This is a genomic window from Sphingomonas sp., assembly GCF_013816785.1.
Classification (GTDB): domain Bacteria; phylum Pseudomonadota; class Alphaproteobacteria; order Sphingomonadales; family Sphingomonadaceae; genus Sphingomicrobium.
In genome coordinates this window covers 626-20,544 of the sequence record NZ_JACDDV010000012.1, presented here as the reverse complement: position 1 = coordinate 20,544, position 19,919 = coordinate 626, and the positions used below count along the sequence as shown (strand labels likewise).

At 64.2% G+C, this 19,919-nt stretch carries 24 protein-coding genes; 23 read left to right on the top strand and 1 reads right to left on the bottom strand.

Annotated elements, in window-relative coordinates; all coding sequences use genetic code 11:
- Positions 1–77: 77 nt before the first annotated feature.
- The 18 genes from H0W65_RS04380 (at position 78) to miaB (ending at position 14,926) form a co-directional block, all read left to right on the top strand.
- A complete protein-coding gene (locus tag H0W65_RS04380) occupies positions 78–1,580 on the top strand; it encodes a CoA-acylating methylmalonate-semialdehyde dehydrogenase (protein WP_294004353.1) in 1,503 nt (500 codons plus the stop codon).
- 3 nt (positions 1,581–1,583) lie between these two features.
- The gene (locus tag H0W65_RS04375) at positions 1,584–1,967 is read left to right on the top strand and encodes a VOC family protein (RefSeq protein WP_294004350.1); all 384 of its coding nucleotides are present in this window, start codon (positions 1,584–1,586) and stop codon (positions 1,965–1,967) included.
- A 134-nt stretch (positions 1,968–2,101) separates the two neighbouring features.
- Positions 2,102–2,605, top strand: a complete 504-nt coding sequence (locus H0W65_RS04370; RefSeq protein WP_294004347.1) for a hypothetical protein — start codon at positions 2,102–2,104, stop codon at positions 2,603–2,605.
- 44 nt (positions 2,606–2,649) lie between these two features.
- The gene (locus tag H0W65_RS04365; RefSeq protein WP_294004344.1) at positions 2,650–2,790 is read left to right on the top strand and encodes a hypothetical protein; all 141 of its coding nucleotides are present in this window, start codon (positions 2,650–2,652) and stop codon (positions 2,788–2,790) included.
- Positions 2,791–2,794: 4 nt separating this feature from the next.
- Positions 2,795–3,535, top strand: a complete 741-nt coding sequence (locus H0W65_RS04360; protein WP_294004342.1) for an NAD(P)-dependent oxidoreductase — start codon at positions 2,795–2,797, stop codon at positions 3,533–3,535.
- Positions 3,535–4,680, top strand: coding sequence for an acyl-CoA dehydrogenase family protein (locus H0W65_RS04355; protein ID WP_294004398.1), 1,146 nt, complete (start codon positions 3,535–3,537; stop codon positions 4,678–4,680). Before H0W65_RS04360 ends, H0W65_RS04355 begins: the two co-directional genes overlap by 1 nt.
- On the top strand, positions 4,677–6,359 hold the full coding sequence (locus H0W65_RS04350; RefSeq protein ID WP_294004340.1) for a class I poly(R)-hydroxyalkanoic acid synthase: 1,683 nt from the start codon (positions 4,677–4,679) through the stop codon (positions 6,357–6,359). Before H0W65_RS04355 ends, H0W65_RS04350 begins: the two co-directional genes overlap by 4 nt.
- Entirely contained in the window at positions 6,359–7,459 is a 1,101-nt protein-coding gene (locus H0W65_RS04345) for an enoyl-CoA hydratase/isomerase family protein (RefSeq protein ID WP_367120122.1), read from the top strand. Before H0W65_RS04350 ends, H0W65_RS04345 begins: the two co-directional genes overlap by 1 nt.
- A 9-nt stretch (positions 7,460–7,468) precedes the next feature.
- Positions 7,469–8,242: an enoyl-CoA hydratase gene (locus tag H0W65_RS04340; protein WP_294004338.1), complete on the top strand. Its 774-nt coding sequence runs from the start codon at positions 7,469–7,471 to the stop codon at positions 8,240–8,242.
- Entirely contained in the window at positions 8,243–9,049 is an 807-nt protein-coding gene (locus H0W65_RS04335) for an arginase family protein (RefSeq protein WP_294004335.1), read from the top strand. It abuts the gene before it with no gap.
- Between the two features lie 10 nt (positions 9,050–9,059).
- Complete coding sequence (gene mmsB, locus H0W65_RS04330) at positions 9,060–9,962, top strand: 3-hydroxyisobutyrate dehydrogenase (RefSeq protein ID WP_294004333.1); 903 nt, start codon at positions 9,060–9,062, stop codon at positions 9,960–9,962.
- A 31-nt stretch (positions 9,963–9,993) separates the two neighbouring features.
- Positions 9,994–10,572, top strand: a complete 579-nt coding sequence (locus H0W65_RS04325; protein WP_294004330.1) for a NifU family protein — start codon at positions 9,994–9,996, stop codon at positions 10,570–10,572.
- 144 nt (positions 10,573–10,716) lie between these two features.
- Positions 10,717–11,334: a tRNA (adenosine(37)-N6)-threonylcarbamoyltransferase complex dimerization subunit type 1 TsaB gene (gene tsaB / locus H0W65_RS04320; protein ID WP_367120121.1), complete on the top strand. Its 618-nt coding sequence runs from the start codon at positions 10,717–10,719 to the stop codon at positions 11,332–11,334.
- A complete protein-coding gene (rimI, locus tag H0W65_RS04315; protein WP_294004327.1) occupies positions 11,331–11,819 on the top strand; it encodes a ribosomal protein S18-alanine N-acetyltransferase in 489 nt (162 codons plus the stop codon). The genes tsaB and rimI overlap by 4 nt, the downstream gene beginning before the upstream one ends.
- Before the next feature lie 117 nt (positions 11,820–11,936).
- On the top strand, positions 11,937–12,356 hold the full coding sequence (locus H0W65_RS04310) for a MucR family transcriptional regulator (RefSeq protein WP_294004324.1): 420 nt from the start codon (positions 11,937–11,939) through the stop codon (positions 12,354–12,356).
- Positions 12,357–12,443: 87 nt separating this feature from the next.
- Positions 12,444–12,866, top strand: coding sequence for a Fur family transcriptional regulator (locus H0W65_RS04305; RefSeq protein ID WP_294004322.1), 423 nt, complete (start codon positions 12,444–12,446; stop codon positions 12,864–12,866).
- A complete protein-coding gene (locus H0W65_RS04300; protein ID WP_294004319.1) occupies positions 12,850–13,614 on the top strand; it encodes a 1-acyl-sn-glycerol-3-phosphate acyltransferase in 765 nt (254 codons plus the stop codon). The genes H0W65_RS04305 and H0W65_RS04300 overlap by 17 nt, the downstream gene beginning before the upstream one ends.
- A gap of 10 nt (positions 13,615–13,624) precedes the next feature.
- Positions 13,625–14,926, top strand: coding sequence for a tRNA (N6-isopentenyl adenosine(37)-C2)-methylthiotransferase MiaB (gene miaB, locus H0W65_RS04295; RefSeq protein WP_294004316.1), 1,302 nt, complete (start codon positions 13,625–13,627; stop codon positions 14,924–14,926).
- On the opposite strand, the gene H0W65_RS04290 is transcribed toward miaB, so the two are convergent.
- Entirely contained in the window at positions 14,910–15,056 is a 147-nt protein-coding gene (locus H0W65_RS04290) for a hypothetical protein (protein ID WP_294004313.1), read from the bottom strand. The genes miaB and H0W65_RS04290 overlap by 17 nt on opposite strands.
- 108 nt (positions 15,057–15,164) lie before the next feature.
- Here H0W65_RS04290 and H0W65_RS04285 point away from each other — a divergent pair, with 108 nt between their 5' ends.
- The 5 genes from H0W65_RS04285 to H0W65_RS04265 all read left to right on the top strand — a co-directional run.
- The gene (locus H0W65_RS04285) at positions 15,165–16,154 is read left to right on the top strand and encodes a PhoH family protein (RefSeq protein ID WP_294004310.1); all 990 of its coding nucleotides are present in this window, start codon (positions 15,165–15,167) and stop codon (positions 16,152–16,154) included.
- Positions 16,154–16,672: an rRNA maturation RNase YbeY gene (gene ybeY / locus H0W65_RS04280; protein WP_294004307.1), complete on the top strand. Its 519-nt coding sequence runs from the start codon at positions 16,154–16,156 to the stop codon at positions 16,670–16,672. The genes H0W65_RS04285 and ybeY overlap by 1 nt, the downstream gene beginning before the upstream one ends.
- Positions 16,672–17,559, top strand: a complete 888-nt coding sequence (locus tag H0W65_RS04275; RefSeq protein ID WP_294004304.1) for a hemolysin family protein — start codon at positions 16,672–16,674, stop codon at positions 17,557–17,559. Before ybeY ends, H0W65_RS04275 begins: the two co-directional genes overlap by 1 nt.
- A gap of 64 nt (positions 17,560–17,623) precedes the next feature.
- Positions 17,624–18,949 carry a sorbosone dehydrogenase family protein gene (locus H0W65_RS04270; RefSeq protein ID WP_294004301.1) on the top strand — a complete coding sequence of 442 codons (1,326 nt, stop codon included), beginning with the start codon at positions 17,624–17,626 and terminating at the stop codon, positions 18,947–18,949.
- A 10-nt stretch (positions 18,950–18,959) separates the two neighbouring features.
- On the top strand, positions 18,960–19,919 hold a 960-nt coding region (locus H0W65_RS04265), incomplete at its 3' end, for an apolipoprotein N-acyltransferase (protein WP_367120120.1).

Here is a 19,919-nt window from a genome sequence, read left to right as displayed (position 1 = left end):
TCTCCTCGTCGGCGCACGCTGGCATTCGGAAGCGCGCTTGGCTAGGGCGTGGCCAAATCAAAATCACGAGGTATCCCATGCGCAGCATCGAGCATTTCATCAACGGCAGCGCACTATCCGACGCTACGCGCAGCGGCGACGTGTGGAACCCGAGCCAGGGCGAAGTGCAGGCGACCGTCGGCCTTGGCACCGCCACGACGCTCGACCTCGCGATCGACGCCGCCAAGGCCGCGCAGCCCGCTTGGGCCGCGACCAATCCGCAGCGGCGGGCGCGCGTCATGTTCAACTTCAAGGCACTGATCGAAGCGCACATGGACGAGCTCGCCGAGCTGCTCGCCAGCGAGCACGGTAAGGTTATCGCCGACGCCAAGGGCGACATCCAGCGCGGGCTCGAGGTGATCGAATTCTGCTGCGGCATCCCGCACGCGCTGAAGGGCGAATATACCCAGGGAGCGGGTCCCGGCATCGACGTTTACTCGATGCGTCAGCCGCTCGGCATCTGCGCGGGCATCACCCCATTCAACTTCCCGGCGATGATCCCGATGTGGATGTTCGGCGTCGCCATCGCCTGCGGCAACGCGTTCATCCTGAAGCCCAGCGAGCGCGACCCCTCGGTTCCCGTGCGGCTGGCCGAGCTGATAAGCGAGGCCGGGCTGCCCGACGGCATTTTGAGCGTAGTGCATGGCGACAAAGAAATGGTCGACGCGATCCTCGACCATGACGACATCAAGGCGGTCAGCTTCGTCGGATCGTCCGACATTGCGCAATATATCTACTCGCGCGGGACGGCCAACGGGAAACGGGTTCAGGCGTTCGGCGGGGCCAAGAACCACGGCATCGTCATGCCCGATGCCGACCTCGACCAGGTGGTGGTCGACCTTGCCGGCGCGGCGTTCGGATCAGCCGGCGAACGCTGCATGGCGCTGCCGGTAGTGGTGCCGGTGGGCGACGATACCGCCGCCGCCTTGCGCGAGAAGCTGGTCCCGGCCATCGAGAAGTTGCGGGTCGGAATCTCGACCGACCCCGAGGCGCATTACGGCCCGGTGGTCAACGCTGCGCACAAGCAGAAGGTCGAAAATTACATTCAGCTGTGCGCCGACGAGGGCGGCGAGCTGGTCGTCGACGGGCGCGGCTTTACGCTGCAGGGGCATGAGAAGGGCTTCTTCGTCGGCCCGACCCTGTTCGACCATGTCAAGCCGCACTTCCGCAGCTACCAGGAGGAAATCTTTGGTCCGGTGCTGCAAATGGTCCGCGCCGACAGCTTCGAGGAGGCCGTGCGCCTGCCGTCGGAGCATCCCTACGGAAACGGCGTCGCCATCTTCACTCGCAACGGCCACGCCGCCCGCGAATTCGCGGCGCGCGTCAATGTCGGGATGGTCGGGATCAACGTGCCTATCCCTGTGCCGGTCGCCTATCACACCTTCGGCGGATGGAAGCGCTCAGGCTTCGGCGACACCAACCAGCACGGCATGGAAGGGGTCAAGTTCTGGACCAAGGTCAAGACGATCACCCAGCGCTGGCCCGTCGGCACGGCAGCCGGCGATCACAAGGAAGCGTTTCATATTCCGACGATGGGGTGACACTTGAAGCTCGCGCTGACCGCATTGCTCGTTCGAGACTATGACGAGGCAATCGACTGGTACACGCGAGCGCTCGGGTTTCGCCATGCCCGTGACGATGACCAGGGCGCCGGCAAGCGCTGGGTGGTGATCGAGGATGACGGCGGGCGCGGCCTGCTGCTGGCCAAGGCAAGGAAGCCCGAGGAGCTGGCAGCAGTAGGAAATCAGCATGGCGGGCGGGTCGGCTTCTTCCTCGAGGTCAGGAAGTTCGACGCGGCGCTCGAGCGCCTGACGTTGGCAGGCATCCACTTCGAGGAGGAACCGCGCAACGAGCCTTACGGCAAAGTGGCGGTGTTTCGCGATCTGTACGGCAATCGCTGGGACCTGGTCGGGCCGCCAAAGGAGTGATGCAGAAGGCGATTCCACTCATCCGCGCGGCCGTTTATTCTACCGGCAAGCAACTGGGTCCATGCACGGAGGTCCGCGGCGCCGCGACCCCGGTCGGCAGCGCATCGAATTGGCGGCGCGGGCGTTAGAGGAGGATGAAGCCCGTTAGTTCCCTCCTCCCCGCGGCCCTTACCGCCTTTGCGCTCGTGGCCTGCAGCCAGGCCGATCCCAACAACATCGCGATCGACGACACCAATCGCACGATGAACAGTATCGAGACCCTGCCACCCGATGAGACGCCCGCGAATGACGCAATGGACAACGCGACCGAAAACAGCGCCACAACCGAGCCGGCCGCGATAGCGATCCCCGCCGCTTTCCAAGGTCGTTGGGGATTGGTAGCGGTGGACTGCACGACCACCAAGGGTGACGCCAAAGGGCTGATCAGCGTCAGCAACGACAAGATCCGCTTCTACGAATCGACCGCGACGCTCGGCAAGGTGACTTTAAATGCGCCCGAGAATTTCACCGCCAACTTCGCCTTTGCGGGCGAGGGCCAGACTTGGGCCAAGAGCGAGAGCCTCAAGCTAACCAATAGCAATAAGACGCTCGTCCGTGCCGACGATGAAGGCAGCTACCGCTACACGCGCTGCGCGTGACGCCACTGGAAAGCGGCCCCTCGCCAATGCTAGGGGCCGCGTCCATGAGCCAGTTCGACCTCACCGACGACCAGCGCCAGATCCAGGAGATGGCGCAGAAATTCACCGCCGACGCGATCACTCCGTTCGCCGGACAGTTGTCATCGATCAGCCTAAAGACCGCATTCGCCATGAGCGCTCGCTAAGATCATGAAACGAGTGATGATAACGGGTGCGATGGGCCGAATTGGTCGAGTGTTGTCCAATGCCTTTCGCGAAAAATTCCGGCTCGTACTGATCGATCGCGCGGAATGCGACATTGATTTGGGAAGCCAAGACGAATTCATTTCGATCGACATTGTGCGACAAGAATTGCCGAACGCCGCTTTTTTGGACGTTGATGCCATTATTCACCTCGCGGCCATTCCCCATGCCTCGGCCTCTTTCGATGAATTGCTGCCGGCGAACATCTTGGCGACGCAAAGAATATACGAGCAAGCGTCTAAATTTAATATCCGGCGCCTCGTGTTCGCATCCAGCGCGCAAGTTATAGAGGGCTATCCGCTTGACCTTCAATTAAGGTCAGACGTGCTGCCAAAGCCGGCGAACCTTTATGGCGCGACCAAAGCGTTCGGCGAGGCGTTAGGCGCTTATTACGCGTCTTTGGGGACGATGTCTGTCGTGGCGCTTCGAATCGGGGCGTTCGAGCCTTATGAGTCGCCGAACCTCCTGACCCTTCGGGACCTGACGGCTTGGCTAAGCCCGCGCGACGCGATTCAGCTCTTTCAGCGGGCGTTGGAGGCTCCCGTGGAGGGTTTCTTGGTCGCCAACGGAATCTCCAATAACCGCTTGAAGCGCCTTGCCTTAGACGACACCAGGCGCCGGTTGGGCTACGAGCCTCAGGACGATGCCTTCAGCGCGTTTCCTGAACTTTTATCCAAGGTAATATGATGGCGACCCAGTTCGACCTCACCGACGACCAGCGCCAGATCCAGGAGATGGCGCAGAAATTCACCGCCGACGCGATCACCCCGCTCGCGGCCGAGTGGGACGAGAAGCATATCTTCCCGCGCGATACGATCCGCGCCGCGGCCGAGCTGGGCTTCGGGTCGATCTATGTGTCGGAGGAGAGCGGCGGGATCGGGCTCGGGCGATTGGAAGCAGCGCTGATCATGGAGGCTATGGCCTACGGCTGCCCGTCGACCAGCGCTTTCATCTCGATCCACAATATGGCGAGCTGGATGATCGACCGCTTCGGATCGGTCGAGGTCAAGGCGAAGTACTTGCCCTCCATGATCAGCATGGAGCGGATCGGCAGCTATTGCCTGACCGAACCGTCGTCCGGCTCCGACGCGGCGGCGCTCAAGACCAAGGCGGTTAAGGACGGCGACGACTATGTCGTCTCGGGCTCGAAGGCGTTCATTTCAGGCGCCGGCGAGAATGAGGTATACGTCACCATGGTCCGCACCGGTGAGGACGGGCCCAAGGGCATCAGCGCGCTGGTGATCGAAAAAGATATGCCAGGCGTCAGCTTCGGCGCGCAGGAGAAGAAGCTCGGTTGGCATTCGCAGCCGACGGCGCAGGTCAATTTCGATGAGGTCCGGGTGCCGGTCGCCAACCGCGTCGGCGGCGAAGGCGAGGGTTTTCGCATTGCCATGATGGGCCTTGACGGCGGGCGGCTCAACATCGGCGCCTGCTCATTGGGCGGGGCGCAGCGCTGCCTCGACGAGGCCGTCAACTATACCAAGGAGCGCAAGCAGTTCGGCAAGGCGATCGCCGATTTCCAGAACACCCAGTTCATGCTCGCGGACATGGAGACCGAGCTTCAGGCAGCGCGAATGCTGCTCTACGTCGCGGCGGCCAAGGTCACCGCCAACGACCCCGACAAGACCAAATTTGCGGCGATGGCCAAGCGGCTGGCGACTGACACTGGAAGCTCGGTGGTCGACCGGGCGCTACAGCTGCACGGCGGCTACGGCTATTTGCAGGATTATCCGATCGAGCGATTCTGGCGCGACCTCCGCGTCCATTCGATCCTCGAGGGCACCAACCAGGTGATGAGAATGATCGTCGGGCGGGAGCTGACGCGGCAGTGATTGGCGACTTGACCCGCCGCCTGACCGAGGCGGCAGAGAAGATGATGAAAGGCGAGGTCAAGGCGACCATGCCGTTCGATCCGTTCGCTATCGCCCGGGCAACCAACGAGTTCGCGATGGGGCTGGCGATGCGGCCGGCCGACCTGATGCGGGTGCAGGTCGAGGCGGCTAAGCAATGGGGCGATTTCTGGATCGGCGCGCTCGCCAACCAGGCCGGCGAAAAGCCGCGCGACCGGCGTTTCTCAGCGCCCGAGTGGCAGGACGATGCTTATTATCGATCGCTACGCGATGCCTATCTCCTCGCTTCGCAGCAATTGCGCGAGGTCGTCTCGCTCGGCGGCGACGAGGGCAATGGCCAAGCGATGGTGCGCTTCCTGCTCGACCAATATCTCAATGCCGTCAGCCCAAGCAACCATGCCGCGACCAATCCCGACGTGGTCAAGCGGATCAAGGAGACGGGCGGTGCCAATCTGGTCCAGGGATTCGCCCATTTCCTCGAGGATGTGTCGAGCGGCAAGGGCATCGTCCAGCGGCGGACCGATCCCGACGCGTTCGAAAAGGGCAAGACCATCGCCGCGACGCCGGGCGAGGTGGTATTCGAAAACGAACTCTTCCAGCTGATCCAATATACGCCGGCCACCGAGAAGGTCGCGACCGAGCCCTTGCTCTACGTCCCACCGCTGGTGAACCGCTACTATATGATCGACCTGGTGCCGCGCCAAAGCCTGGTCAAATGGCTGGTCGACGAAGGCCGCACCGTGTTCGTCGTCAGCTGGGTCAACCCTGGGCCCGAACTCAAGGCCAAGGGCGTCGAGGATTATGTGCTCGACGGGGTGGTTCGCGCGATCGAGGTGGCTCGGGAGCGGACCGGCGTCGCGCCCGACCTGTTCGCCTTCTGCCTTGGCGGGACATTGGTCGCGATCGCGCTCGCGTGGCTGGCGGCGAAGGGGCGTGGAAAGGAAGCGCATTCGGCGACGCTGATCGGGAGTCTGGTCGATTTCGCCGACATGCGCGACTGGTCGGCGTTCGTCCACGAAGGGCATCTGGCCGCACTCGAGGATCATCTCGAGGGGCAGGGTTATATCGACAGCGTCGAGCTGCAGCGGCTCTTCGCGGCGATGCGCGCCAACGATTTGATCTGGTCGTCGGTGGTCCAGCATTACCTGCTCGACAAACCGGCGCCCCACTCCGACCTGCTTTATTGGTTCGAGGATGGCGCGCGGATCCCAACGGCGTTCCTCAAAAGCTACAACCGCGACCTGCTGCTCAACAATCGCTTGCGCGATCCGGCGGGGTTCGAGGTGCGCGGGACCGCGATCGATCTCGCCGACATAACGGCCCCGATGCTGGTCATCGCCTTGAAGGACGATCATGTATCGGCGTGGGAAGCGGTCTATCGCGGCGCTCGCGACATCGGCGCCGACTTCATCTTGGGCGGGTCGGGGCACAACGCCGGGGTGATCAACCCGCCGGCCGCCAACAAGCACGGCTATTGGACCAACGCCGACCAGCCCGGGGCGGCGGTCGACTGGCTATCAAGCGCGACCCGATACGAGGGCAGCTGGTGGCCGCACTGGACGCAATGGCTCACTGCCAAGGGCGGCGGCAAGCAGGTCGCGGCGCGAACCATCGCCGACGGGATTGAGCCCGCCCCCGGCCGCTACGCGACGATGGCGTGATGGACATGGCGACCATTTCTTCCGACGTGCTGGCGATCAAGCAGGGCTCGGCCGGGCGGCTGCGGCTCAATCGGCCCAAGGCGCTGCACAGCCTCAACCGGCAAATGGTGCGCGACATGGCGTCGGCGCTGATCGAATGGCGTGATGATCCCGAAGTGCGGATCATCCTGATCGATCATGCCGCCAAGCCGGACGGCGATCCCAAATTAAATCGCGGATTCTGCGCTGGGGGCGATGTGGTTGACATTGCCAACAGCGTCGAGGGTCATGAAGCCGCCGCGCGCGCCTTCTTCTTCGACGAATATCGCCTCAATCACCTCGAATATACCTACCCCAAGCCCGGCGTCGCCTTCATGGACGGGGTGACGATGGGCGGCGGGGTCGGCATCGCTTGCCCGTGCCGCTACCGCGTCGCGACCGAGCGCACGGTGCTGGCGATGCCCGAGACGACGATCGGCATTTTCCCAGATGTCGGCGGTGGCCGCTACCTGTCGCGGCTGCGCGGGCGCCTGGCGCAATTCCTGGCACTGACCGGGGCGCGGCTCGATGGCGCAGAATGTCTTAAGCTCAGGCTGGCGACGCATTATCTCGCGTCCGACCGGCTGGAGGAAGCCAAGGAACGGATCATCGCCCAGCCGTTCCGGGTCGAGGCGATCCTCGACGAGCTTTCGGAAGAGCAGGTCCCTGAGGCGCGGATCACCGGCAATTTGAACAAGATCGACCGCTACTTCGCCAGCGACAGGCTCGAGGAAATTCTCGAGGCGCTCAATGTCGGCGTGGCGGAGGGGGACGAATGGTGCGCCAAGGAAGCGGCGTCGATCGCCAAAAAATCGCCGATGGCGTGCAAGGTCAGCCTCAAGATGCTGGTCGAAAGCCCCTATCAACTCCATTTCGTCGACGAGATGCGGATGGAATATGGAATCATGGTCCGCATGATCCGCCATCCCGATTTTCGCGAAGGCGTACGCGCATTGCTGATCGATAAGGACGGTGCGCCCAACTGGCACCCGACCCGGCCCGAGGCGATCGGCGAGCGCGACGTCGACGCCTTCTTTGAGCCGCTGCCAGTCGAGGAGCAGTGGCGGCCGCTCGATTTTTAGGGAGTGACAATGACCTACGAAACCCTGTTGGTCGAGCAGCGCGGCGCGGTGACCCTCGTCACGCTCAATCGCCCGCAGGCGCTGAACGCGCTGAATTCGACCGTGCTCAAGGAATTGATCGCGGCGTTCGCGGCCTATGACGCTGAAGCTGGCCAGCGCTGCCTTGTCCTGACCGGGTCCGAAAAGGCGTTCGCCGCAGGAGCCGACATCAAGGAGATGCAGGCGCAAAACTTCGCGGACATGTACGGATCGAACTTCTTCGCCGGTTGGGAACAGGTCACGCGCACCCGCAAGCCATGGATCGCGGCGGTCGCGGGCTTCGCCTTGGGCGGCGGCTGCGAAGTGGCGATGATGGCCGACTTCATCATTGCCGCCGACACGGCGAAGTTTGGCCAGCCCGAGATCAAGCTGGGTGTGACCCCGGGCATGGGCGGCTCGCAGCGGCTGACCTGGGCAGTCGGCAAGGCCAAGGCGATGGAGATGTGCCTGACCGGCCGGATGATGGGCGCCGAGGAGGCCGAGCGCGCCGGGCTGGTGGCGAAGGTCGTTCCCGCCGCCGAACTGCTCGACGAAGCGCTGAAGACCGCCGAGGCAATCGCGGGTATGGCCCCGCTGGCGGCAATCGCGACCAAGGAAATGGTCAACGCCGCATTCGAGCTCCCGCTCGCCCAAGGGATCAATTTCGAGCGGCGGCTGTTCCACGGCCTGTTCGGCACCGCCGACCAGAAGGAAGGCATGGCTGCGTTCGTCGAGAAACGACCAGGTAATTGGAGCGGACGGTAAATGCAGCCGCACCCTCAAGCGTTCGACTTGGTGCTCGCCTATCCCCAATGGCAGGGGTCCGCGCGCTACGAGAACCTGCTTCGCGGGGCCCGAGCGGTCGAACAGGTCTGTGCGCGGTTCGGACCTGTCGCATCGGTTCAGTTGAGCGACGACGACAGCGATGCCTACGGGGTTAAGCGTTGGGGCGCGATCTTCGACCAGTTTTGCAGCGCTCAGGAAATCATGGGCACCCACCGTCCTAAACGCGTGCTAACGGCGGGCGGCGATTGCGCCGTGGATATTGCCGTGATCGACTATCTCAACGGTCTTTACCCAAGCCTCAATGTGATCTGGATCGACACCCATCTCGACACGAACACGCCTGAAACTTCGCCAAGCGGGAGCTTTCACGGAATGCCGGTGAGTGCGATCATGGGCCAGGCGCCAGGGCCCATTCGCAGCCGGCTACGTTCGCCCGTCAGTCCAACACAATTCCGTTACTTCGGCATCCGGATCGGCGATGAAGGCGAATGGCAGTTCCAGCGTGCGCACGATCTCAAAACCCTCGACCCGGACATGCGCGTTGAGGGCCCGGTGCACATCCATTTCGATCTCGACGTACTCGATCCCGCCGAATTTCCGTATCTCGCATACGGCGTGCCCGGCGGATTACCGGTCGAAGACGCCATCTCGCTGGTGCATAGAATCGCGCGCGAAAGCGACGTAGTTGGCTTCACCGTGACGGAGTTCGCCCCTGCGAACGATCAAGATGCGCAGGAAGGAAGCAAAGTCATCGAGCGGCTCTGTGACGCGGTCGTGGGGCGATAAGGAAGATACTATGAGGATCGCATTCATCGGATTAGGCAACATGGGTGGCGGGATGGCCGCGAACCTCGCCAAGGCGGGGCATAAGGTGGTCGCCTTCGACTTGAGCCAGGATGCGCTCGACCGGGCCAAGGCCAATGGCTGCACCGTCGCTAAAAGCGCCGAAGCCGCGATAAAGGATGCCGAAGCGGTCGTGACGATGCTCCCCGCGGGCAAGCATGTCGCCGAGGTTTTCCGCACCAACGTGCTGCTCAACGCGCCCAAATCCGCCATCCTGATGGACTGCTCGACGATCGACGTCGCCACCGCCAAGGCGGTCGAGGGCGAAGCGCAGGCGGCGGGCTACACCATGGTCGACGCGCCTGTGTCGGGCGGCATCGCCGCGGCCGACGGCGGCACGTTGACCTTCATGATTGGCGGGTCGGACGACGGCTTTGAACGAGCCCGGCCGTTCCTGGAAAAGATGGGCAAGGCGGTGATTCACGCCGGCGGTCCGGGCGCGGGCCAGGCGGCAAAAATCTGCAACAATATGCTGCTCGGCGCGACCATGGCGGCAACCTGCGAGGCGTTCGTGCTGGCCGGAAAGCTTGGCCTGGACCTCCAGACGTTCTACGACATATCGTCCAAGGCGAGCGGGCAGAGTTGGTCGATGACGAGCTACTGCCCGGTGCCCGGCGTCGGTCCGCAAACCCCCGCCGACCGCGATTACCAGGGTGGGTTCGCCGCCGCGCTGATGCTCAAGGACCTCAAATTGGCGATGGAAGCCGCGCAGGCGGCCGGCGCCTACACGCCGATGGGCGGCGAGGCGGAAGAGCTTTACCAGCGCTTCGTCGACCGCGGCGGCGGTGCCCGGGATTTCTCGGCGCTGATCAAGATGATCGACGACAGCTGGATCGCGCCTGCCGAGAAGTCTTGATTGCGAAGCGGTTGAGGGCCACATCGCGACCATGCTGATCGAGATCGAAAAGACGCCAAACCCGGCGACCCGCAAATTCCTGCCCGGCCGCACCGTGATGGAGGCCGGCGGGCGCGACTTTCCCAATGCCGACGCCGCCGAGGCCAGCCCGCTCGCCGAAGCCTTGTTCGCCACCGGCCAGGTCGATGGCGTCTATTTCGGGCGCGATTTCGTCTCGGTATCGGCCGCGCCGACGGTCGAATGGGAATTGCTTGAGCCCGACGTCATCTCGGTCCTGCTCGACCATTTTTCCCTGGGTGCGCCGCTGTTTCGGCAAGGCAGCGCGGCGGGGATCGAGATCGCCTCCGATGGAGCGACCGACTTTGAGGAAGACCCCGCCGACGCCGATATCATCGACCAGATCAAGGATCTGCTGGAAACCCGTGTCCGCCCGGCGGTCGCGCAGGACGGCGGCGATATCGTCTATCATGGCTACCGCGATGGTAAACTCTACCTGACGATGCAGGGCGCCTGCGCGGGTTGCCCGTCGTCGGCGGTGACGCTGAAACGCGGGATCGAGGGGCTGATCAAGCATTACGTCCCCGAGGTGGAGACCATCGAAACGGTCTAGAGCATTTAATTAGAGCCTGGTTCACGTCATCGGCGGAAGCGCGAAGCGCTTCCTCCTCAAACGATCAGGCCCTGACATTTTCGCTTTTTCCTTGCCGGGGAACGGCGCCTGTGCCTCGATAGACCAAGGCATGTCCGGAGAACGTTGCTGATCCTCGCGCTCGACACATCGACCGCCGCCTGCACCGCCGCGCTGCTGGAGCCGGATGGGACGATCGTCGCGGCGCGCGACGAAGTGATCGGCCGCGGCCATGCCGAGCGGCTCGTTCCGATGATTGCCGAAATGCTGGATGGCCATATCCCGACCCGCGTGCTGGCCGGGGTCGGCCCCGGCAGCTTCACCGGGCTTCGCGTCGGGATCTCCGCCGCGCATGGCCTGGCAATCGGCTGGAGCGTACCGCTGGCGGGTATGAGTTCGCTGGCGCTGATCGCCGCGGGCGCGCCGCCGGGCGATCGCCCGATCGCAGTGGCGGTGGCGGGCGGCCACGGCGAGCTGTTCGTCCAGTCGTTTGAACGCCATTCGTTGATTCCGTTCGGTCCGGTGCGCAACCTACCGCCCGAGGCGGCCGCGGCGTCGACCACCGCCCAACTGGTGGTCGGGAGCGGTGCCAACGCGTTGGTGGATGCGCGCGGGTCGGGTGAGGCGTTGAACCTATTGCCTACCGCCAGCCACGCGCTGCGGCTTCCCGAATTGCTGAGAATGCTCGATTGCAAGCCGATCTATGCCCGCGCGCCCGACGCACGACCGATGGCGGCCGCATGATCGGAGCGCGGCCCGAATTCGCGGCCGGCGCCGTCAGGCTCCGCCCCGGCACCGGCCATGACCTCGATCAGGTCATGCGGATCATGAACGCCGCTTTTCCGCCCACATTCGGCGAGGCGTGGACCCGCTCGCAGTGCGCCGGCATCCTGCCGATGGCCGGCGTCGAATTGATCCTGGCCGAAAAAGGTAGAGCCTGCGTCGGCTTTTCTTTGGCGCGGTCGATCACCGAGGAAGCAGAGCTGCTGCTGATCGCGGTCGACCCGGCCGCTCAACGCCAAGGAGTCGGCGCTGCGCTGCTGACCCAGTTCATCGCGGCCACGCGCGCGGCCGGCTGCCACCGGCTTCATCTCGAGGTGCGCGACGGCAACCCCGCGGTGGCCCTCTATCGATCGGCTGGTTTCGTCCTGGGCGGACGTCGCCGCGACTATTATTGTGGGTTGAATGGGGACCGTCACGATGCGCTGACTCTAGTCCTCGCCGATTGATGAGGATTTGATAGGGGCAAAGATTTACTCTTTACGGGAGAATAACGTACGATTAATGTGATTAGGACGGTAGTCGATTGACTGTCCTTTACTAATTCATGCTCGGGAAGAAAGATTATGGACAATCCAGGGAACGACGACACCTTGATCACGCTGACGGCGGACATCGTCGCGGCTCATGTCAGCAACAACAGCGTCGCGGTGAACGATTTGCCGCAACTTATCTCCAACGTACACGGCGCCCTTGCGGGTCTGTCGGGTGCGGGCGCGGCCGCCGAAGCCAAGCCAGAACCCAAGGTTCCGATCCGTTCGTCGATCAAGCCGGACTATATTGTCTGCCTAGAAGACGGCAAACGACTGAAGATGCTCAAGCGCCATCTGATGACCCATTATCAGATGACTCCGGATCAATATCGCCAGAAGTGGGGCCTCAATGCCGACTATCCGATGGTCGCCCCCAACTATGCCGAACAGCGCCGGATGCTGGCCAAGTCGATCGGGCTGGGCACCAAGCGCCGAAAAACCGCGAAGAAGTGATGCGTTGACGCTTCATCCCGGGCTTGGCCCGGGATGACGGCGTTTCTCCCTTTGACGATTGGCGAGCCGCGCCCTACCTCCATCTCCATGCATCGCCAGATCGACATCGAGCAGCTCTGCGCGGACAAGGGCCTGCGCATCACCGAGCAGCGCAAGACGATCGCGCGCGTGCTCGGCGAAAGCGAAGACCATCCCGATGTCGAAACGCTTCACGCCCGCGCGGCGACGATCGATCCGAACATCTCGATCGCCACTGTCTATCGCACCGTCCGCCTGTTCGAAGAGGCCGGCATTCTCGAGCGGCACGAATTCGGCGACGGCCGCTCGCGCTATGAGGCCGCGTCGGAAACCCACCACGACCATTTGATCGATGTGGAGACCGGCCAGGTCATCGAGTTCGCCGACGACGAGCTGGAAGCGCTGCAGCGCCGGATTGCCGAGCGACTCGGTTACCGGCTGGTCGATCATCGAATGGAACTCTACGGCGTCGCGCTTGGTCGGGACCACTAGCACCACATTATCGACCTGGCGCGCTTATGTCCGCATCGCCGGGCTGGCGGCGCTGTTCGTCACCTGCCTGCCGCCTCACCTGCTGTCGAAATGGCTGCTCGGCCGGTCGCGCTGGCCGCGCCGCTTCCTCGCCGCTGCCGCCCGGATCGCTGGGGCGCGCGTGAGAGTCGAAGGCAAGCCGCTCGGCGCGCACACGCTGGCCGTCGTCAATCACACCAGCTGGCTCGACATTCTCATCCTCGGCGGCGCGACCGGCACCGCATTCGTGTCGAAGGCCGAGGTTCAGCGCACGCCGCTGATCGGCTGGCTGTCCGACCAGAACCACACATTATATATCGAGCGGGCCGAACGCGGCGATGCCCATGGGCAGGTGCGGCGCATTTCCGATCGACTGTCGCAGGCCCAGCCGCTGACCGTCTTTCCAGAAGGCACGACCGGAGACGGCAAGGCGCTGCTGAAATTTCGGTCGACCCTGCTCGACGCGGTCGCGCCGCCGTTCGAGGGGGCCAGCGTCAGGCCGGTGGCGATCGACTATGGCGCCAATCGCGCCGCGATCGGCTGGAGCGGTGGTGAGGCCGGGAAGGACAATGTCCTCAAAATCCTTGGCCGGAGCGGATCGTTCGAAGTCATCGTCCGGCTATTGAAGCCGCTTGAACGAAACGAGAATCGCAAGGCGCTGGCGGGAGCGGCCCAGGTGGCGATCGAGGCCGCGCTAGCGGCTTCAACTTCGGCCGGCTTGGGCCTATAGCGCCGCCGAAATGACCAATCTTCCCAAGACTTACCGCGTCAAGAGCTTCGGCTGCCAGATGAACGTCTATGACGGCGATCGGATGGCCGAACTCCTATCCGCGCAAGGCATGGCGCCCGCCTTGGGCGAGGATGCCGACCTCGTGGTGCTCAACACCTGTCACATTCGCGAGAAGGCCGCCGATCGCGCCTATTCCGACATCGGGCGCCTGCGCCGCGAAGACGGCAGCCGGCCGATGGTCGCGCTAGCCGGCTGCGTCGCCCAGGCCGAAGGCGCGGAAGCCAAGACGCGCTCGAAAATGATCGATCTGGTGGTCGGTCCGCAAGCTTATCACCGCCTGCCAGAGATGCTCGCCGCCGCCGCGCGAGGCGAACGCCCAGTCGACACCGACATGCCGGCGATCAGCAAGTTCGACGCACTTCCCGCGCGCCGCCGCAGCGGCCCGAGCGCTTTTCTCACCGTTCAGGAAGGCTGCGACAAATTCTGCACCTACTGCGTCGTGCCCTACACCCGCGGCGCGGAGATCAGCCGGCCGTTCGCCGACATCGTCGGCGAGGCGCAGGCGCTGGCCAACGGCGGAGCGCGCGAGATCACGCTGCTTGGCCAGAACGTCAACGCCTATGAGGGCGGGCTCGACAAGCTGATCCGGGCCGTCGCCCGCATCGATGGGATCGAACGCATCCGCTACACCACCAGCCACCCGGCTGACATGAGCGACGCGCTGATCGCCGCGCACGGCGAGATCGGCAAGCTGATGCCCTATCTCCACCTCCCGGTGCAGTCAGGGTCGGATCGAATCTTGAAAGCGATGAACCGCAGCCACAGCGCGGACACCTATCTGAAAACGTTGGAGAAGGTCCGCGCGGCAAGACCCGATATCGCAATCTCCGGCGACTTCATCGTCGGCTTCCCGGGCGAAAGCGATGAAGATTTCACCGCGACCCTCGCCATCGTCGACGCGGTCGGTTACGCTTCGGCTTATTCGTTCAAATATAGCGCTCGTCCGGGTACTCCGGCGGCGACGATGGAAGGAGCGGTGGCACCAGAGGTGATGGACGATCGATTGCAGCGACTGCAAGCCCGCCTCGCCGAGCACAGCCTCGCCTTCAACCGCGCCACCGTCGGCAAGGACATAACAATCCTGATCGACCGCAAGGGCCGCCTGCCCGGCCAGATGATCGGTAAGTCGCCCTGGTTCCAGTCGGTGTTCGTCGAAACGAGAGCCGGAATCGGCGACATGATAGACGTGACGGTCGCCAAGGCGCTGCCCAACAGCCTTGGCGCGACCGCGAAGGTCAAGGTACCGGCGTGAACTCGCCTTCGATCACATCTTCATCGTTCGCCGGCCCGGCGACCGTGTCTCTAAGCGCAGCCGTTTTTGCTGCGGCCTCGTTCCCAAGGCGAAAAAAATCCTCAACGCTCAGTTTCTGTTCGTTTGCCACGACTCATCTCCACAAAAGGTGCATTATTCATATACTACACCTACTCCGCGATCAAGCGACTTTCCCGCTGACCCCGCTCCCGGGCTTCGGCGGCTGGGCAGTCGAATAATGGCCAAGCGCGACGTCGCGGTCGCCGACCGCGCCCGATTGGAGCTCGAATTCGAGCAGCCCTATCTGCTTGGCCCGCTGTTCGGCGATTACGACCGCCATTTGGTGATGATCGAGGATCGGCTCGGGGTGCACATCGCCGCGCGCGGCAACCGGGTCATGGTCGAGGGCGAGCCCGATGCGGCGGCGCGCGCGCGAGACGTGCTGATGGGGCTCTATAATCGGCTCGACCAGGGCCAGGACGTCGATGCCGCCGCGGTCGAAGCGGTGTTGGGCATGGCATCGCAGCCGTCGCTCGACGGGATCATCGCCGAGGATGTCGCTTCGCCGTCGCGGGTCATGATCCGCACGCGCAAGAAGACGATCGTCCCGCGATCGACTGTGCAGACCGCTTATATGGAATCGCTGGCCCGCGACGACATGATCTTCGCGCTGGGTCCGGCGGGCACCGGCAAGACCTATCTGGCCGTCGCGCAGGCGGTGGCGATGCTGATCTCGGGCCAGGTCGACCGGTTGATCCTGTCGCGGCCGGCGGTCGAGGCCGGCGAGCGATTGGGGTTCCTGCCCGGCGACATGAAGGAGAAGGTCGATCCCTATCTCCGCCCACTCTACGACGCGCTTTACGACATGCTGCCGACCGAGCAGGTCGAGCGGCGCATCGCTAGCGGTGAGATCGAAATCGCGCCGATCGCCTTCATGCGCGGGCGCACGCTCAACGACGCCTTCATCATCCTCGACGAAGCGCAGAACACCACGCCGCCGCAGATGAAGATGTTCCTGACCCGATTTGGCATGCGCGCGCGGATGGTGATCTGCGGCGACCCCAACCAGACCGATTTGCCGCGCGGCGTCGAATCCGGCCTTAACGACGCGGTCGGCAAGTTGGAGGGGATCGCCAAAATCTCGATGATCCGCTTCTCCGCCGCCGACGTCGTTCGCCATCCGTTGGTCGGCAAGATCGTCGAAGCCTATGAGGGTCCGGGGCAGTGATGATCGACATCCTGATCGACGCCGATCCGGAATGGGACAGTAGCGCCGGTTGGCCCGACCTGTCCCGGTCTGCCGCCAACGCCGCCATAGCCGAAAGCGCTTTTCCGCAACTTGGGGCCGGGCCGCGCGCCGTTGAAATCGGCCTACGGTTGGGCGGCGATGAGGAAGTGCGGCTGCTCAACGCCCAGTGGCGCGGCAAGGACCGGCCAACCAACGTCCTGTCATTTCCAATGGCCGAAGCGGACGACCTGACGTCATCGGCCGGCGATGGGCCGGAACTGATGCTGGGCGACATCATCCTGGCCCATGGCGTGTGCGCGGCCGAAGCGGCCGACAAGGCAATTCCGCTGACGCAGCATGCGGCGCATCTGATGATTCACGGCACGCTCCATCTGCTCGGTTACGACCATGGGGATGAGGCCAGCGCAATCGATATGGAAGCGCGCGAGGTGCGCGCGCTCGCCCGGCTGGGCATTGCCGATCCCTATGGGGGTGCTTTGGAAAGGCATGGGGGCTGATGGCGACGCGGCACGACGACGAAGGCGGTTCGCGGCTGTGGCGCGGAATGCGCGCGCTGATCTTCGGCGAGGATGACGCGACGCTGCGAGACCAAATCGAGGACGCCATCGACGAGGCCGACGCCGCCGCCCCCAAGCGCGGCGACCTGAGCCCGCTCGAGCGGCAGATGCTGCGCAACCTGCTGCACTTCGGCGACCGCACCGTCGGCGAGGTGGCGGTGACCCGCGGCGACATCGTCTCGGTGCCCAAGACGATTTCGTTCGAAGGGCTGATCGAGGCCTTCGCCGACGCCGAGCACAGCCGTCTGCCGGTCACCGGAGACGGGCTCGACGAAGTGATCGGCATGATTCACATCAAGGACGTGTTCAAGGCGCAGTTCGATGCGAGCCGCCCTCGCTCGATCGAGGGCCTGCTCCGCATCCCGCTCTACGTCCCTGAATCGATGGGCGTGCTCGACCTGCTTGCGCGGATGCGGCAGGGCCGCGTCCACCTGGCAATCGTCGTCGATGAATTCGGCGGGACCGAAGGGCTGGTGACGATCGAGGATGTCGTCGAGGAAATCGTCGGCGAGATTGAGGACGAGCATGACGAGGAGGCACTGGGCACGCTCCAGTTGCTCGAAGATGGTCTGTGGGAGGCCGACGCCCGTGCCGAGCTAGACGACATCGCGCGCGATGTTGATGCCAGGCTGATCGCCGAGGACGACGAAGTCGACACGCTCGGCGGACTGACGTTCCTCCTCGCTGGTCGCATCCTCCAGCCGGGGGAGAGCGTCGAGCATCCGTCGGGCTGGCGGATCATTTCAGTCGAGGCCGACGCGAGGCGGATGATCAAGCTGCGGCTGCAAGCGCCGGAGGCTGCGTCGCGCCACCCCGCCGAAGGCTGAACGCATCCTTTGCCGTGCGCCGCCGTTGTCACGGCTTGATGCCCGTTGACCGAAGGACCGTCCGATGCGCTCGACCGCCCTCACCCTGATCCTCCTCCTCGGCGCCTGCTCGCAGGCTTCGACCCGTTCGCCCGACCTCGCCTATGGTCCCAACCCGCCGCTGGTCGCGCCGCAGAAAAGCCTGTTCCCGACGGTCAATGTCGCCGACGCCAAGGGCTGGCCGGCGGGCATGATGCCGACCGCGGCTACGGGGCTGAAGGTCAATGAGTTTGCGGGCGGCCTGGTCCATCCGCGATCGTTCCTGGTGCTGCCCAACGGCGATGTGCTGGTGACCGAAACCGACGGCCCGGGCACCGACAAGACCGGCGGCGCAATCAAGGGAAAGATCCAGGGCCTGTTGATGAAGAAGGCCGGGTCGGGCGTGGGTAGCGCCAACCGGATCAGCCTGCTGCGCGACGGCGATGGCGATGGCATCGCGGAGACCAAAATGCCGCTGCTGACCGGGCTTTATTCGCCGTTCGGCATGGCGCTGTCCAATGGCGAGCTCTACCTCGCCAATGCCGACGGGGTCATCGCCTACCCGTTTCAGCCGGGCCAAACGAAGATTGACGTTCGCCCCCGCAACGTCACCGCGCTGCCGTCCGGCTACAACCATCATTGGACCAAATCGATGGTCGCCTCACCCGATGGCAAATATTTGTTCGTCGGGGTCGGGTCGAACAGCAATATCGGCGAAAACGGGCTAGCGATGGAAAAGGGCCGCGCCGCGGTCTGGATGATCGACGCCAGAACCGGCGACTATCGCATCTTCGCCGGCGGTCTGCGCAATCCCGTCGGGATCGACTGGAACCCATGGAGCGGGCAATTGTGGACGGCGGTCAATGAGCGCGACGAGATCGGCAACGACCTCGTCCCCGATTATATGACCTCGGTGAAGGACGGCGGCTTCTACGGTTGGCCGTTCAGTTATTACGGCCAGCATGTCGACAGCCGGCCACCGCCCAACCCGGCGCTGGTCGCCAAGGCGATCAAGCCCGACTATGCGCTCGGGCCACATACTGCCTCGCTTGGCCTGACATTCAGCGATGGCGCGCGGCTCGGCCCGCAATATGCGCAGGGCGCGTTTGTCGGCCAGCACGGCTCATGGAACCGCAAGCCCGCCAGCGGCTACCGAGTGATCTTCGTCCCCTTCGCGGGCGCGCAGCCATCGGGCAAGCCGGTTAATATCCTGACCGGCTTTCGCGTCGGCGATGTCGCCTACGGCCGCCCGGTCAGCGTGGCCATTGCCAAGGACGGGAGTTTGCTGGTGGCGGACGATGTCGGCGGCAAGGTGTGGCGGGTGACCAACGCATCGCCGCAACCGCTTCCCCAGAAGGTCGCCAGCCGCTAGCGGTCGCCGCATGCATTTTCTGATCGCGCTGCTGGTCGGCGCAGCCTCCGCCTTCGCATTCGAGCCGACGGGCTTGTGGCCATTAATGCCGATTGCCCTGGCCATTCTTTGCGAGGAGATTTCGCGCGCACCGAGTCTTCGTCGTGCACTGCTCATCGGCTGGGGATTCGGGGTCGGGCAGTTTTGCGTCGGATTGAACTGGATCGCGACCGCCTTCACCTTTCAGGCGGCGATGCCGGCGTGGCTCGGCTGGGTCGCGGTGCTGCTGCTGTCGCTTTATCTGGCCGTCTATCCGATGCTTGCCGCCGGCCTCGCGTGGCGATTTGGCAAAGAGCGGAGACTGGCGCTGGTGCTGGCGCTGGCCGGAAGCTGGGCGATTACCGAATGGCTGCGCGCGACGATGTTCACCGGCTTCGCCTGGAACCCGGTCGGGGTGAGCCTGGCCGATACGCCGTGGCTCTCGGCGAGTCAGTGGACTGGGACCTACTCGCTTTCCGCACTGGTCGTGCTGGCCGGCGGGCTCATGTGGCTGGCATTCCGGCGGGAAGCACGGCCCGCGATGGGTATCGGCGCCGCACTGCTTGCTTTCGCGCTCGTCCCGTTCGCACCGCTGCCTCCAGCGACCAACCCAAGGGCGATCCGAATCATCCAGCCGAACATCGGACAGGGGGACAAGTGGCGGCCGGGATTCGCCGAAGAGGCCGAACGCCGCTTGATGGCGCTGTCGATCAAGCCCGGCGGCGAGCGGCCGCGCCTGCTATTCTGGCCCGAGGCGGCGGTGACCGAGCCGCTCGACGATGCGCGCGGCGGGGGTGGCGATGCGCTCGCCACCACGGAGCGGGTGAAGGCTTCAGCACCGGTCGGGGAGTTTGAGTATCTTTTCACCGGCGGCCTCGGCCTGGAATCTCGCGACCAGCGAACGGTCAGCGGGGCGACCAACAGCGTGTTCGTGATCGGCTCCGGCGGCAGC

Bases quoted from the DNA above. Each gene is read 5' to 3' on its own strand.
- H0W65_RS04305 (WP_294004322.1), top strand. From the start codon at position 12,444: ATGCATCGCCAGATCGACATCGAGCAGCTCTGCGCGGACAAGGGCCTG.
- mmsB (WP_294004333.1), top strand. From the start codon at position 9,060: ATGAGGATCGCATTCATCGGATTAGGCAACATGGGTGGCGGGATGGCC.
- H0W65_RS04270 (WP_294004301.1), top strand. From the start codon at position 17,624: ATGCGCTCGACCGCCCTCACCCTGATCCTCCTCCTCGGCGCCTGCTCG.
- rimI (WP_294004327.1), top strand. From the start codon at position 11,331: ATGATCGGAGCGCGGCCCGAATTCGCGGCCGGCGCCGTCAGGCTCCGC.
- H0W65_RS04365 (WP_294004344.1), top strand. From the start codon at position 2,650: ATGAGCCAGTTCGACCTCACCGACGACCAGCGCCAGATCCAGGAGATG.
- H0W65_RS04355 (WP_294004398.1), top strand. From the start codon at position 3,535: ATGGCGACCCAGTTCGACCTCACCGACGACCAGCGCCAGATCCAGGAG.
- ybeY (WP_294004307.1), top strand. From the start codon at position 16,154: ATGATCGACATCCTGATCGACGCCGATCCGGAATGGGACAGTAGCGCC.
- H0W65_RS04310 (WP_294004324.1), top strand. From the start codon at position 11,937: ATGGACAATCCAGGGAACGACGACACCTTGATCACGCTGACGGCGGAC.
- H0W65_RS04340 (WP_294004338.1), top strand. From the start codon at position 7,469: ATGACCTACGAAACCCTGTTGGTCGAGCAGCGCGGCGCGGTGACCCTC.
- H0W65_RS04380 (WP_294004353.1), top strand. From the start codon at position 78: ATGCGCAGCATCGAGCATTTCATCAACGGCAGCGCACTATCCGACGCT.
- H0W65_RS04345 (WP_367120122.1), top strand. From the start codon at position 6,359: ATGGACATGGCGACCATTTCTTCCGACGTGCTGGCGATCAAGCAGGGC.
- H0W65_RS04370 (WP_294004347.1), top strand. From the start codon at position 2,102: ATGAAGCCCGTTAGTTCCCTCCTCCCCGCGGCCCTTACCGCCTTTGCG.
- miaB (WP_294004316.1), top strand. From the start codon at position 13,625: ATGACCAATCTTCCCAAGACTTACCGCGTCAAGAGCTTCGGCTGCCAG.
- H0W65_RS04360 (WP_294004342.1), top strand. From the start codon at position 2,795: ATGAAACGAGTGATGATAACGGGTGCGATGGGCCGAATTGGTCGAGTG.
- H0W65_RS04275 (WP_294004304.1), top strand. From the start codon at position 16,672: ATGGCGACGCGGCACGACGACGAAGGCGGTTCGCGGCTGTGGCGCGGA.
- H0W65_RS04325 (WP_294004330.1), top strand. From the start codon at position 9,994: ATGCTGATCGAGATCGAAAAGACGCCAAACCCGGCGACCCGCAAATTC.
- H0W65_RS04285 (WP_294004310.1), top strand. From the start codon at position 15,165: ATGGCCAAGCGCGACGTCGCGGTCGCCGACCGCGCCCGATTGGAGCTC.
- H0W65_RS04335 (WP_294004335.1), top strand. From the start codon at position 8,243: ATGCAGCCGCACCCTCAAGCGTTCGACTTGGTGCTCGCCTATCCCCAA.